The organism is Kutzneria buriramensis (assembly GCF_003387475.1).
Classification (GTDB): Bacteria; Actinomycetota; Actinomycetes; order Mycobacteriales; family Pseudonocardiaceae; genus Kutzneria; species Kutzneria buriramensis.
Map to the genome: position 1 here is coordinate 1 of NZ_QUNO01000021.1, position 12,787 is coordinate 12,787.

At 71.8% G+C, this 12,787-nt stretch carries 10 protein-coding genes and 1 pseudogene; 6 read left to right on the top strand and 5 right to left on the bottom strand.

What is annotated here, in order from left to right:
* The 3 genes and pseudogenes from BCF44_RS59020 to BCF44_RS44550 form a co-directional block, all read right to left on the bottom strand.
* Window positions 1-131, bottom strand: a pseudogene (locus BCF44_RS59020) (ATP/GTP-binding protein); the annotation flags it as partial.
* Window positions 132-163: 32 nt separating this feature from the next.
* Window positions 164-592, bottom strand: coding sequence for a roadblock/LC7 domain-containing protein (locus BCF44_RS44545; RefSeq protein WP_116180598.1), 429 nt, complete (start codon window positions 590-592; stop codon window positions 164-166).
* Window positions 589-3,324, bottom strand: coding sequence for a nitrate- and nitrite sensing domain-containing protein (locus BCF44_RS44550; RefSeq protein ID WP_116180599.1), 2,736 nt, complete (start codon window positions 3,322-3,324; stop codon window positions 589-591). Before BCF44_RS44550 ends, BCF44_RS44545 begins: the two co-directional genes overlap by 4 nt.
* 419 nt (window positions 3,325-3,743) lie before the next feature.
* On the opposite strand from BCF44_RS44550, the gene BCF44_RS44555 reads away from it, so the two are divergent.
* The 4 genes from BCF44_RS44555 to BCF44_RS44570 are packed head-to-tail and all read left to right on the top strand — an operon-like array spanning window position 3,744 to window position 6,993.
* On the top strand, window positions 3,744-4,733 hold the full coding sequence (locus BCF44_RS44555) for an ABC transporter substrate-binding protein (RefSeq protein ID WP_116180600.1): 990 nt from the start codon (window positions 3,744-3,746) through the stop codon (window positions 4,731-4,733).
* 3 nt (window positions 4,734-4,736) lie between these two features.
* Window positions 4,737-5,513 (top strand): ABC transporter permease, encoded by a 777-nt coding sequence (locus tag BCF44_RS44560; protein ID WP_116180601.1) that lies wholly within the window; start codon window positions 4,737-4,739, stop codon window positions 5,511-5,513.
* The gene (locus BCF44_RS44565) at window positions 5,510-6,247 is read left to right on the top strand and encodes an ABC transporter permease (protein ID WP_246016179.1); all 738 of its coding nucleotides are present in this window, start codon (window positions 5,510-5,512) and stop codon (window positions 6,245-6,247) included. Before BCF44_RS44560 ends, BCF44_RS44565 begins: the two co-directional genes overlap by 4 nt.
* Window positions 6,248-6,249: 2 nt before the next feature.
* A complete protein-coding gene (locus tag BCF44_RS44570; RefSeq protein ID WP_116180771.1) occupies window positions 6,250-6,993 on the top strand; it encodes an ABC transporter ATP-binding protein in 744 nt (247 codons plus the stop codon).
* 260 nt (window positions 6,994-7,253) lie between these two features.
* Here BCF44_RS44570 and BCF44_RS44575 read toward each other — a convergent pair whose 3' ends face one another.
* Both BCF44_RS44575 and BCF44_RS58800 read right to left on the bottom strand, forming a co-directional pair.
* Complete coding sequence (locus tag BCF44_RS44575) at window positions 7,254-7,979, bottom strand: TauD/TfdA dioxygenase family protein (protein ID WP_116180603.1); 726 nt, start codon at window positions 7,977-7,979, stop codon at window positions 7,254-7,256.
* Between the two features lie 36 nt (window positions 7,980-8,015).
* The gene (locus BCF44_RS58800) at window positions 8,016-10,865 is read right to left on the bottom strand and encodes an ATP-binding protein (RefSeq protein WP_116180604.1); all 2,850 of its coding nucleotides are present in this window, start codon (window positions 10,863-10,865) and stop codon (window positions 8,016-8,018) included.
* 265 nt (window positions 10,866-11,130) lie between these two features.
* Between BCF44_RS58800 and BCF44_RS44585 the strand changes: the two genes are divergently transcribed.
* Both BCF44_RS44585 and BCF44_RS44590 read left to right on the top strand, forming a co-directional pair.
* Window positions 11,131-11,325: a hypothetical protein gene (locus tag BCF44_RS44585; RefSeq protein WP_116180605.1), complete on the top strand. Its 195-nt coding sequence runs from the start codon at window positions 11,131-11,133 to the stop codon at window positions 11,323-11,325.
* Between the two features lie 531 nt (window positions 11,326-11,856).
* Entirely contained in the window at window positions 11,857-12,693 is an 837-nt protein-coding gene (locus BCF44_RS44590) for a GntR family transcriptional regulator (RefSeq protein ID WP_116180772.1), read from the top strand.
* The last annotated feature ends 94 nt before the right edge of the window (window positions 12,694-12,787 follow it).

The window sequence follows — 12,787 nt, forward strand, 5'->3', positions numbered from 1 at the left end:
AACGGCACGATCTCGGACACCGACCCCACGAACGTCGTCTTCCCGACACCGAACCCACCGGCGACCACGATCTTCGCCGACGTCGTCGCCTGCCGGGCGACCTGTGCGCCCTGGCTCGTTCCTGATTCCACTCGGCTCCAGCCCTCACGAACCGCCGCGTCGCTCACCTGCGCGACGCCGCCAACTGCAACTGCTCCCGCAGCTCGGGGGTGAGCTGCTGGCCGACCCGTTCCACCAGCCTGGCCATGGCGTACCCGACCAGTCCGATCTCGCAGCCGGGGGCCGCGAGGACGGCGAGGCACGAGCCGTCGCTGATGGACATCAGGAAAAGATACCCGCGCTCCATTTCGACGACCGTCTGGTTCACCGTTCCGGCCTCGAAGCAGCGCGCCGCGCCCGCGGTGAGGCTGATCAGACCAGATGAGACGGCCGCCAGCTGCTCCGCGCGGTCGCGCGGCAGACCGTCCGTACGGGCCAGCACCAGGCCGTCGGCGGAGACCACGACGGCGTGCGCGACGCCGGCGACCCGGTCCACGAAGTCGTCGATGAGCCAGCTGAAGTCGGCGATCTGTTGGTCGGACGGGGAACTCACGACTGCTCCTTGCCTTGCTCAGGATCCTGCCTGTTGAAGGACGTCGGCTGGGTGTAGCCGGCGTCGATGGCCTCGTCCGTGGCGGGCGCGGAGTGCCGGCCGAGGCTGACGCCGTGCTGGTAGGTGGACATCCGGCTACGCAGCGCGTCCGGCGACCGCCGCGGCAGCGCCGGCGCGACCGCCACCCGCGGCGCGGCCGAACCCGGCACCAGCTGGGACTTCGGCGTCCGCTTGGGCAGTCCGGCCTCGGTGACGGTGTCCGGCGGCTGGACCAGCAGCGTGCTGGCGGCGGCCCAGCCGGCGTCGCCGGCGGAGTGCCAGCCGCCGCCGACGGCCGCCGGCTCCTCCGCCGGGGTCTCCACCGGCTCGTCCTCGGCACGGGGCGTGGGCACGGCCTGCTCGTCGCCGCCGTCCGAGGACGCCACCTGGAACCACTGCGACAGCACTTCCTGATAGATCGGCAGCCGCTCGGTGGGCGGGTCGTCGTAGTCGAAGCGCCGCTGTGGCGTGGGCCACGGTTCGACGCTGCTCGTCGGCGTCACCTCGGGCTCGGCCGGCGGCGTCTTGCGGCGCGGCGCGAACAGGTCGACGGACTCGGTGACCTCGGGTTCGACGGGACGGTGGGTGACCAGCGGCGGCAGCTGCCCGGGGCTCCACTTCGGCAGGCCGACGATGTCCTGCGGCAGGTCGGGCTCGGGCAGGGGAGTGCGTTGGGTGGCGGCGGTGGCCACGGTCGGCGGCGCGGCGGGCGGCGGGGGCACCGCCTCGGCCACGTCGACCAGGCTCGCGGGGATGATCACATGTGCTGTGACGCCGCCGTCGATGTCGGCGTTGTCCCGCAGCCGGACCTTGATGTCGTGCCGCTTGGCCAGCTGCGCCACCACGTACAGGCCCATCTGCCGGGAGGCTGTGACGTCCACCTCGCCGGGCTCGGCCAGCCGGTCGTTGGCGGCGTCCAGGTCGGCTTCCTGCATGCCCACGCCGCGGTCGTGGATCTCGACGGCCAGCTCGCCGCGGCGCATCTTCGCCGACCGCACGGTGACCTTGGTGCTGGGCGGGGAGAACGCGGTGGCGTTGTCCAGCAGCTCGGCGATCAGGTGCGTGATGTCGTTGACGGCGCGGCCGTGGATGGTGAGGTCCGGCGCCGGCGCGACCTGCACCCGGGCGTACTTCTCGACCTCGGACACCGCGCCGCCGAGCACCTCGGACACCAGCACGGGCTTGGTCACCCGGCGGGTCAGCGTGGTGCCGGCCAGCACCAGCAGGTTCTCGCTGTTGCGGCGCATCTGGGTGGCCAGGTGGTCCAGCTCGAACAGGCTGGCCAGCTGGTCGGGGTCCTGCTCCTCCTGCTCCAGCCGGTCGATCACGCCGATCTGCCGCTCCACCAGCGCCTGGCTGCGCCGCGACAGGTTGACGAACATCGCGTTCACGTTGCCGCGCAAGGAGGCCTGCTCGCCGGCCAGCCGCACCGCCTCGCGCTGCACGGCGTCGAAGGCGCGGGCGACCTGGCCGACCTCCTCGGTGGTGTGCACCGGCACCGGCTCGACGGCGACGGCCTCGGCCTCGCGGTCGCGCATGATCCGCTCGATGGCCGCCGGCAGCTTGGTGCGCGCCACCTCCAGCGCGCTGCGCCGCAGCACCCGCAGCGGGATCAGCATCGACCGGGCGACGAAAACCGTGACCGCCAAGGCGATCAGCAGCGCCAGCACGACCAGCGCGCTGTCCCGGAACGCGTCCCGGCGGGCCGCGCCGATCAGGGTGCGCAGCACGCCGTCGGACTGCTGCTGGATCTGGCCCAGCACCTTGGTGAACAGGCCGGCGGTGGTGGCCGTCAGGGCCTGCACCTCGTTCGGGGCCACGGAGACCGGGCCGGTTCCGTCGCCGGACTGCACCAGCGCCAGCTGCACGATCCGGTTGCGGCCGTCGACGTCCGGGCCGCTGATGGTGTCCTGGACCAGCTGCCGGTTGTCGGCGCTCGCGGCGTTGTCGAAGTCCTCCTGGTCGGCGGCGAAGCGGGCCTGCGTCGCCCGCAGCTGGTCACCGAGCCCGGGCGGGAACTCCTTGTGCAGCGCGGCCGACAGCACGATCGTGCTCTGCAACCGCAGCTGCTCCTTGGCGTCGGTCAGCGCCTGGAGCGAGGTGTCCAAAGGGGACAGCTGAGGGTGGCTCACCGTGGTGGCCGTGACCCGGACGATCTGGAGCAGGCCGTCGATGATCTCCGTGTACGACGTGAGCGCCGCCACATCCGGCAGGCGGGTGGTGAGCGCGCTGTTGCGCAGCGCGGCGAGTTCGTCCAGCTCCACCAACGCCTTGTCGACGGCGTCGCGCACCGGGCCGGTCACGCCGTCCTTGGCGGCGTCGGCGCGCAGCGTGTCGACGGCCGCGTCCACCGGCCCGAACTTCGGCGACTGGTCGACCCGGCCGGCGGCGACGTAGGCGACAACCGAGTCACGCTCGGCCTGGAGCAGGTCGACCACCGTGCCGGCCTGGCCGGCGACGGCCAGCTGCTGGCGCACGTCGCCGAACTGGCGGGCGTCCTCGAGCTGGCTCTGGAGCCGCAGGCCGGCCAGCGTGACCGTGCTCAGCGCCGGCACCAGCAGGATGACCACGAGCTTGCGGCCCAGCTTCCAGTTGCGCAGCCGCCAGCCGCCGGCGCGCCGCTGGTCAGGTCCGGTCTCGACGGCTCGATCACCCTGGGGCCGCTCCTCGGCCTGGCCACGCACGGTCAGCACTTCCCCACGGTTGGTTCGGACGGTCGCCGAAGGTGGATCCTGGGGTGCGACAGGCTCATTCCGTACCGCCGATCGGAGTACTGGGCACGACAGTCACGCGCATGGTGGTGCCTTCGGGTCAACGTGCTCAAGCGTTTGGCGGTCTGGACGGCAGTGGCGACCGATGGGGATGATCCTGCACCGTAAACGAGCGGTGACCGTAGGTGGTAACACCGCGGCCTGGGGGTGGCGAAATTGGCATCTATCTCAAAAGGTCACTCCCTCGGCTGTCATCCGCGTCCATGATTGAATCACGCAGGGTGAACGGTCGGCTACGGTGGTCGCCGTTCCGAACCAGATCTGCCCGTGAATGGGTCATTCCCTTCACAACCGCACCCCGAGCATCGCTGAAGAACTGTTGAATAAAGGAGAGTCCGCCGATGGCTACCCGTGCCCGTCGAGTGGCGGCCGCCGCGCTGGTCGTGTCCGTGATGACCGTTTTCGCCGGCGGGTGCAGCCTGCTCAACGGGGGTGGTGCCGACAACGCGGCGCCGCCGCCCGGCCACACCGGCATCAACGTCGGCATCCTCGCCACCGTCGACGACGCGCCGGTGAAACTGGCCCAGGCCAAGGGTTACTTCGCCGAGCAGGGCCTGAACGCCAACATCAGGGTGTATCCGTCGGTCAACCAGACCATGCCGGCGCTCCAGTCCGGCGAGATCGACGTCGCGCTGATGAACTACGTCTCGTACTTCCAGGCGCAGGCGGCCAAGACGCTCGACGCCAAGGTGGTCTCGGACGCCTACCAGGGGACCCCCGACTCCCTGGCGCTGCTGGCCAAGCCGGACTCCGGCATCCGCACGCCCAAGGACCTGGCCGGCAAGAAGGTCTCGGTGCACGCCAAGGGCAACATCGTGGAGCTGCTGATCAAGGCGGTGCTCCAGGACAACGGCGTGGACCCGAACTCGGTGAGCTACCTGGAGGTGAAGTTCCCTCAGATCCCCGCCGCGGTGGCCAACGGCCAGCTCGACGCCGGCGTCGACCTCGAGCCGTACATCACCCAGGCCGAGCAGCAGTACGGCCTCCAGCCGACGTTCAAGATCGTGGCCGGTGCCACGGACAACATCCCGCTGTCCGGCTACATCGCCACCAGCAAGTTCATCACCGCGCACGCCGACGCCGTGGCGGCGTTCCAGAAGGCGATGGTCAAGGCACAGAAGGCAGCGACCGACCGCACCGCGATCAGCTCCGTGCTGCCCGACCTGACCGGCGTGGACAAGCAGACCTCCTCGCTGCTCAAGCTCGGCCAGTACCCGACGTCCGTGGACGCCACCCGGCTCCAGCGGGTCGTCACCCTGATGAAGACCTACGGCTACCTCCAGCAGTCGATGGACGTGAGCGGTCTCGTCGTGCCCACACCCACCTCCTGACCGATGCCGTTCGTCCGCAAGCTCGCCGGCCTGGTCGGCTTCCTGCTGCTGTGGGAGGCAGCCGGCCGGCTCGGGCTGGTCGACGCCCGGGTGCTGCCGCCGCCGTCGGAAGTGTTGGTGCGCTTCGGATTGCTGTTCACCGACCGCGGTTTCGTCGCCGGCGCGGTGTCGACGGTGCTGTCGTGGGCGATCGCGCTGCTGTGCGCGACGGTGCTCGGCGTCGGGGTCGGGCTGCTGCTCGGCTCCGTGCCGGCGCTGCGGCTGATCACCATGCCGGTGATCGAGTTCCTGCGGCCGCTCCCGTCGGTGGCGCTGATCCCGTTGGCCATCGCGCTGTTGGGCACCCAGGCGCAGACCAAGATCGTGCTGGGGGTGTTCGCGGCCACCTGGCCGATCCTGCTCAACACCAGCTACGCCCTCGGCGAGGTCGACCCGCGGCTGCTGGAGACCGTGCGGTGCTTCCGGGTGAGCCGGTGGCGCCGGCTGGTCGGCGTGACGCTGCCCAGCATCGGGCCGTTCGTGCTCACCGGCGTGCGGATCTCCGCGTCCATCGCGCTGATCGCCATTGTCGGCACCGAGTTCCTGGCCGGCGGCAGCATCGGGTTGGGGCAGTACGCGTTTGTCCAGGGCACCAGCGGCGGCCGAATGGACGTGGTGCTGGCGGCGACCGTGTTCGCCGGATTGTTCGGCTGTCTGGTGAACGCCGGATTCCTGGCCGTGCAACGGCGTTGGGTGTCGTGGGGTTCCGTGGCGTCGAGTTCCGGGGAGGTGGCGGCGTGAGGTGGTGGGTCCGCGTCGCCGTTCTTCTCGGGGCGCTCGTGGTGTGGCAACTGGTTTCCGTGCTGGCGGCCAATCCCTACTTCCCGCCGCCGTTGCGAATCCTCGAGGCGGCGGCTCGGCTGTGGCCGTCCGCGCATTTCACCGCCGATGTGCTGCCCAGCCTCGCGCGGGTGTTCGGCGGCTGGGCGGCGGCGTCCGTCGTGGGCGTCGCGTTCGGCGTGGCACTGGGCCGTTCCCGGGCGCTGGCCGACTACTTCGAGTTCGTGTTCACGTTTCTGCGCACCCTGCCGCCGCCGTTGTTGGTGCCCGTGTTCATGCTGGTCTTCGGCATCAGCACCGAGATGGAAGTCGTCACCATCGCGTTCGGCACCGTGTGGCCGGTGCTGCTCAACGCCGTCGACGGCGCGCGGTCGGTGGATCCCGTGCTGGCCGACACCGCCCGCGTGTTCCGGCTCAGCCGGGCGCGGTGGATCTTCGGGGTGGTGCTGCCGGCGGCCGGGCCGAAGATCTTCGCCGGGCTGCGGGTCAGCCTGTCCATCGCGCTGATCCTGATGGTGATCTCGGAGGTCGTCGGGGCCACCAGCGGCATCGGCTACCAGCTCGGGACCGCCCAGGGCGCGTCCGACCTGCCGGGCATGTGGGCGTGGATCGCGCTGATCAGCCTGCTCGGCTACCTACTCAACAGGGGGTTGCTCGCCGTGGAGCACAGGGCGCTGGCGTGGAGCCGGCCGTGAGCATGCTGGAGGTGGCCGGGCTCGGCCACGCCTATGGCGGCGTCGACGCCGTGTCGGACGTGTCGTTCGTCGTCGAGCCGGGGGAGCTGGTCTGCATCGTCGGGCCGTCCGGCTGCGGGAAGTCCACGCTGCTGCGGTGCATCGCCGGGTTGCTGCCGCCGACCCGTGGCACGGTTTCCCTGCACGGCGACCGGGTTGTCGGCGTGCCGTCCGATCTCGCCGTGGTGTTCCAGGACTACAGCCGGTCGCTGCTGCCGTGGCGGACCGTGGCCGGCAACGTCGAGTTCCCGCTGCGGGACCGGGGTTTGTCCACTGTGGAGCGTCGCTCGCGGGTCGAGGAGGCGCTGTCCTGGGTGGGCTTGTCGGAGGCGGCGGGGAAGCATCCCTTCGAGCTGTCCGGCGGCATGCAGCAGCGGGTGTCCATCGCGCGGGCGTTGGCCTACCGGCCCGCGCTGATGCTGATGGACGAGCCGTTCGCCTCCGTCGACGCCCAGACCCGTGCCGACCTGGAGGACCTGGTGCTGACGGTCCGCGCCTCGGCCGGGATGACGGTGCTGCTGGTCACCCACGACATCGACGAGAGCGTCTACCTGGCCGACCGGGTCCTCGTCCTGTCGCAGTCCCCGGCGACGGTGGTCGAGACCCTGAAGGTCGACCTCTCCTCGCCCCGTGACCAGATCACCACCCGCGGCACCGACACCTTCGTCCGCCTCCGCACCGAGATAGCCCGCCAAATCCGCCGCTGAACCCCCGCGAGTCGCGCTCTCAGGCACACCGAATGCACGTTTCAGGCAGACGGTGAAGCGTACGTGAGTGGCTCAGTTGGCCGGAGGAGCCAGGTGAGCCGCTCGGGTGGGGGGTGTCATGCGGTGCTCGCGGCCACCGGCTGTGCCGTCGCACGTGTGTATCGGGGCAAGTGAGCCACTCAAGCCAACTGCTCCGCTCACGTGCCCCCGTCTGCCTGAAACCCACATTCGGTGTGTCCCAGAGCGCGACTCGCGGGGGTTCACAGGATGTGGACTCGGTGCAGGGGTGGCAGCGTCGCAACGGGGAGGGGATCGCGGCGGTGGAGGAGCGCGTGGTTGTCGACGAGGAGGAAGTCGCCGGACTGCCAGCGGTGGGTGACGCAGAACCGGGGGTCGTAGAGGCGGTCCCGGAGCTCGGCCACGAGGCCGGCGGCATCCGGCACGCCGGTGAACTCGAGCAGCAGGGGGATGGGGTACGCCGCCGGGTCGTGGGGTTCCTGGTACCGCAGCACGGGCTCGCCGGTGATGGGATGCACGTCCACGAGTCGGCTGCTGTAGACGCAGTCGGCGTAACCCCCGTGGTACGTGATGGTGACGCCATCCCACCGGCGCAGCTCGTCAACCGACAGCGAAGCCAGCAGCCGGGTGGTGTCGCAGAAGGTCATCTCCCACCCGGAGACGGGGGCCGCCGGGCAGTGGAAGAACAGGTAGCTGGGGGTCTGCTCCGCCCACGGCCCGTCCCAGTGGAAGGGCACGGCGTGCACGGCGGTGACGTCGAAGACCTCGCCGAAGTCCCACCGCAGCAAGGGGCCCCACGCGCGGGCGCAGTCGGCGAGATCCTCGACGCCCACAACGGGAAACCCGCGCAGCACGACGAGCCGGTGCTGCCCGACCCACCGCGCCAGCAGCGCGGGCGGCAATGAGCAGACGTCCTCACCGGCCTCGGGCGTGACCACGAGCCCGAAGGGCGACAACGACGTGCGCACCGCGCGATCCTAGGCACAGATCGGCTGGGGATTCGGCTAGTCCACAGTGGACACGGGGTGGTGTGCGGCCTCCCGTGCGATCTCGCTTCGGGAGTGCGCCGCGAGCTTCACGAGAATGTGCGACACGTGGGTCTGCACGGTCCGCCGCGACAGGAACAGCGCGGCGGCGATGTCGGGGTTGGACCGGCCCTGCGCCACCAGGTGCGCCACCCGCAACTCGGTCGGCGTCAGGCTCTCCCACCCGGTCGTCGGCCGCGCCCGCCGACCCCGCTGGCCCCGCCGCACGCCGTACGGCCGCGTCCGGGCATCGGCCCGCCGGATGTCCCAGTCGGCCCGCAGCTCCGTGTACACCTCGATGGCCTCGGCCAGCGACGCCCGCGCCCGCACCAGATCGTTGGCCTCGCCGAACAGCACGGAGGCGTCCTCCAGCGCGGTGGCCAGCTCCAGCCGCCGCCCGGCCGACCGGTAGTGCTCGGCGGCGGTCAGCAGCCGCTGCGGATCCCGCTCCAGAATGCCCTGGCACCGCTGCGCCGCCGCTTCCTTCACGGGCATCGGCGCCTCGTCGGCCTCGGCCCGGCACTGCTGCGTCGCCGACAGCGCGGTCTCCCGGTCGCCGGCGGCCAGCGCCAGCCGGGTCAGCTCCGGCAGGCACATGTACCGGACGTTCATCTCCAGTCCCGTCTCGGGACTGAGCAGCACGGGCGTCAGCTCGGCCACGGCCTGGGCGGGCAGCCCGTCCCGCTCGCTGGCCAACGCCCGCGCCAGCAGCACGTAGCCGGAGTTGCGCCGGTCGTCGGCGATCGCCAGCGGCTCGGTCCGCACGGCCTTGAGGTGCACGGCGGCGGTGGTCCGGTCGTCGCGGTGCCCGGCGATCAGCGCCAGCAGCCCGTGCAGGGTGAGGAAGGAGTAGCGCCCCTCGCTCAGCTCGGGGATGGACTCCAGCTCGCTCAGCGCGTCGTCCCACGACCCGTGCAGGAAGTAGTACGCCGCCATCATCACGTGCACCTGCGTGAACCGGGCGGCGCCGGCCTGCTCGGCGAGCCCCCGCACGAGCATGATCCGCTCGTCGATGCCGTCGGTCTCGTCCAGGTTGAGGTCGGCGACGATCCGGTTGCACAACAGCAGCAGCCGCAGGTCCAGGTGTTCACGGTCGTCGCCGAGCACGGTCAGCGCCTGGTCGATCAGCTCCCGGTTGCCGCGCTCGTCGCCGACGAAGCTGCGGTCCAGGGACATCACGTGCAGCCCCATGCCGACGGCGAACCGGTCGGGCGCGGCCCGCCCGGCCTCGATCGCCTGGCCGGCCGTCGCGAGCGCGGACGTCGTGTCGAGGTCGACGGCCTGCACCAGGGCGGTCAGCGACAGCAGCCGCGCCCGCCAGCCCGGCGCCAGCTCCGCGCCGAGCCCCTGGGCGAGCACCTCCAGCGCCTCGGCCGAATGGCCCGTACGCAGCGAGGTGTATGCGAGCACCCAGCTCATCTCGGCGACCCGGTCCGGATCGGTGGTCCGACTCAGCACCTGCCGGGCCTGCTGCGCGGCGTCCGCGTTGCGGCCCATGCCGGCCAGCGAGGTCGCCAGCCAGCTGGCGAACACGTCCCGGCGCGGATCGTCCGAGCCGACCTCGTCGATGGCCCGGCGCAGCAGCTCGATCGCCGTCTGCGGGGCGCGGTGCGTCAGCGTCGGGGCGACGCTGGCCAGCCAGTCCAGGAACCACTCGTCCTCGCTGCCGGCCGCCGGCAGCAGCTGCTCGGCCACCTGCGACGTCGGCGCGCCCGCCTCGGCCAGCGCCCGCGCCGCCTCCCGGTGCAGGGCGGTCCGCACGGCGACCGGCGTGCCGTCGTACAGCGCCTGCCGGATCAGCGGATACCGGAACGCGAGGTGGCTGCCGGCCTCGGTGATCACGCCCGCGCCGACGGCCTCGGCCAGCAGCAGGGCCAGCTCGGACGCCGGCTTGCGGGCCACCACGGCCAGGTCGTGCACGGCGAACTCGGCGCCGAGCAGGGACGCCGCCCGCAGCGCCTCGGTGGTCTCGTCGGACAGGAAGCCCAGGCGGTCGGCGACCGCGGCGGCCAGCGACGCCGGCGCGCTCCAGCCGACGGCCCGGCCGGCCAGCTCGGCGATCCGGCCGCTGACCCGGACGGCCTTCTCCCGCACCAGGGCGTCCACCAGCTCCGTCAGGTAGCCCGCGTTGCCGGCGGCCCGCTCGGCCAGCCGGGTCAGCTCCGGGCCTACCTCCCGGCCGCCGGTCCGCACGGCGATCAGCTCGGCCACCTCGTCGGCGGCCAGCGCTCCCAGCGCGAGCTGCACGCCGCCGCGGCTGGCCGCGCCGCGGCGCAGCTGCTCCAGCTCGGTGCGCCGCGGCACCGGCCGGTAGGCGCCGACGAGAAGTAAAGGAAGCTGCTCGGTGGCCCGGGTGAGCCGGTGCCAGACGTGCACGCTGGCCGCGTCGGCCCACTGCATGTCGTCCAGGACCATCAGCACGGGCTTGGCCTCGCATGCCCGGTCGACCAGCGCGAGGAGCTGCTCGGACGCGCCGAGCACGGCGTCGCCGGTGCCGGTCACGCCGGGGGAGTGCTCCTGGCGCAGCAGCCGGATGATGTCGGCCCGCCATGGGTCCTCGGCCCGGCCGACGACCTCCAGGCAGTCCAGCACGGCGCGCAGCGGGAACGGCTGGCCGAGCTCGTCGGCGGCCGTCCAGTACACGTCGCAGCCCAGGTCGCGGGCGGCGCGCAGGCCCGCGGCCAGCAACGCCGACTTGCCGATGCCGGGGTCGCCCTCGACGAGCACGGACTGCCCGCGCCCGGCGACGACCTCGCGCAACAGCCGACCGAGCAGGGCCACGTCCGCGTGCCGCCCCACGAAGGTCTCCGTCGCCGCGGTTGGCCCCATGGTGCGAGCGTAGACGGATCTTGAGTCGGGTCGCTCGTCCACCACCCGGACGGAGCGCTCGCCGGTTCGTGTGCGGAGCGTGGTGGTGTGGACCAATTCACCGGGCCTTGGTCGCTCTGCGTCACCGCCGGCCGAATCGACGGTCACAATTCTCCGCCTGTTGGCGGATGTCCTTGACGGCCCATGCGCGGATGGTAATCGTTGTGGCGGCTGCCACACCTCAACAGAGCAGTTGAGGGGCGAACTCGGAAGGCGGTGAGCACGGATGGTGCTCTCGGTACAGCACCCCGATGCCACTCCCAGCGGCGAGCGCGGCCTGGAGGCCCTGCTCGACTCGTACCACCACGTCGCCGCGGATGTGCTGAACGCGCACGTCCGGGCCGGTGAGCACTGCCAGGACTGCGGTCAGGTCTGGCCCTGCGCCCCGGTGAACTCGGCGGCCTTCGCCCTCGACCTCTGACGCCGCTCGCGGCATTCGGGGGAGTCGGGCCGACGCTGGGAGGGTCGGTCCGAGGGTTGCGCCGGACGACGCAACCTGGGGGACGCATCGGCTGAACGCGGCCGCGTCGGGGGTCGGCGCGGCCGTCTTTTCGGGGGCGGCCGGACCGCGCGTGGAGAACCGCGTCACACCCGGCCGGACCATTCGTGCACACTTTGGGTGCCGGGTGGCCGAGCGCACGCAGCCAACCAGTGGGAACATCCGGACTTCGCTACCGCCGCCCCCGCCGGTGGCCGTACCGTCGCGGCCGTGGGTACGGGCATTTCGCTGCATCCGATCTGGTGGGTCGAGCAGAACGAGACCGAGCTGGCGATCCAGGTGACGCATCCGACCGGTGCGCGCTTCGCCGACCGCGCCGTCAGCGAGGCCGGGGCCGAGGTGAAGGTGGAGCTGGCGACCCTGGCCGAGGCTGGTGCCGAGACCCCCATAGACGCGGCGCTGTCGACGCTGCGGGTGCGCCTGCGCGAGCCGATGGCCGACCGCCGGCTGGTGATGCTGGTCGACGGCGAGCCGATCAGCGCGGCCCGGGTCAACCCGACGATCCAGAACCTGTCCACGGACCCCGCCGATCCGGCCCGCCACCGCGCCGGCGAGCCGGTTCGCGCGGGCATTCCCGAGGACGGGCGGGTGCCGCGCTACTACGCGGTGAAGACGCAGCTGCTGGAGCTGACCGGCAAGCTCGGCGAGGGGGCCGCGCTGCCGTCCGAGCGGGAGCTGGCCGAGCGCTTCGGCGTGGCCCGCATGACGCTGCGCCAGGCCGTCTCCGAGCTGGTGCTGGAGGGCAAGCTCCAGCGCCGGCACGGCAGCGGCACGTATGTGATGCCGCCCAAGCTGGTGCAGCCGCTGTCACTGGTCAGCCTCTCCGAGGGCATCCGCCGGCAGGGCGCGACGCCCAGCCGCAAGCTGGTCACCCTCGAGCACCTGCCGGCCGACCCGACGCTGGCCGCCGACCTGCGGATCGAGCCCGGCGACCTGGTGCTGCACATCGAGCGCACGGTCGAGGCCACCGGCCAGAACGTGGGGCTGGAGTCCACCTACCTGGCGGCGGCCCGGTTCCCGTCGCTGCTGGACGTGTTCGACCCGGCCACCTCGCTGCACAGCTGCCTGGCCAACCGGCTGGGCGTGGTGTTCGCCGAGGCCGAGGAGCGGGTGGAGACGGTGCTGGCCACGCCCCGCGAGGCCAAGCTGATCGGCACCAACCCGGCACTGCCGATGCTGCTGCTGCACCGGCGCTCGCTGGACCCGGACGGGGTGCCGATCGAGCGGGTGCGGTCGCTGTTCCGCGGCGACCGGTTCAGCTTCAGCACCCGGCTGCGGCCCGAGGACTGATTCACGTCACCGGCATTTCACCCTGGCGGGCGTCTCAATTCGTCATGACCGGATGACGATGTTTACCGATCGCGAGGCCTGGGTAACAGGGGCC

Coding starts and splice junctions, on each gene's coding strand:
- BCF44_RS44590 (WP_116180772.1), top strand. CDS start 11,857: ATGCTGGTCGACGGCGAGCCGATCAGCGCGGCCCGGGTCAACCCGACG.
- BCF44_RS44555 (WP_116180600.1), top strand. CDS start 3,744: ATGGCTACCCGTGCCCGTCGAGTGGCGGCCGCCGCGCTGGTCGTGTCC.
- BCF44_RS44585 (WP_116180605.1), top strand. CDS start 11,131: ATGGTGCTCTCGGTACAGCACCCCGATGCCACTCCCAGCGGCGAGCGC.
- BCF44_RS58800 (WP_116180604.1), bottom strand. CDS start 10,865: ATGGGGCCAACCGCGGCGACGGAGACCTTCGTGGGGCGGCACGCGGAC.
- BCF44_RS44560 (WP_116180601.1), top strand. CDS start 4,737: ATGCCGTTCGTCCGCAAGCTCGCCGGCCTGGTCGGCTTCCTGCTGCTG.
- BCF44_RS44570 (WP_116180771.1), top strand. CDS start 6,250: ATGCTGGAGGTGGCCGGGCTCGGCCACGCCTATGGCGGCGTCGACGCC.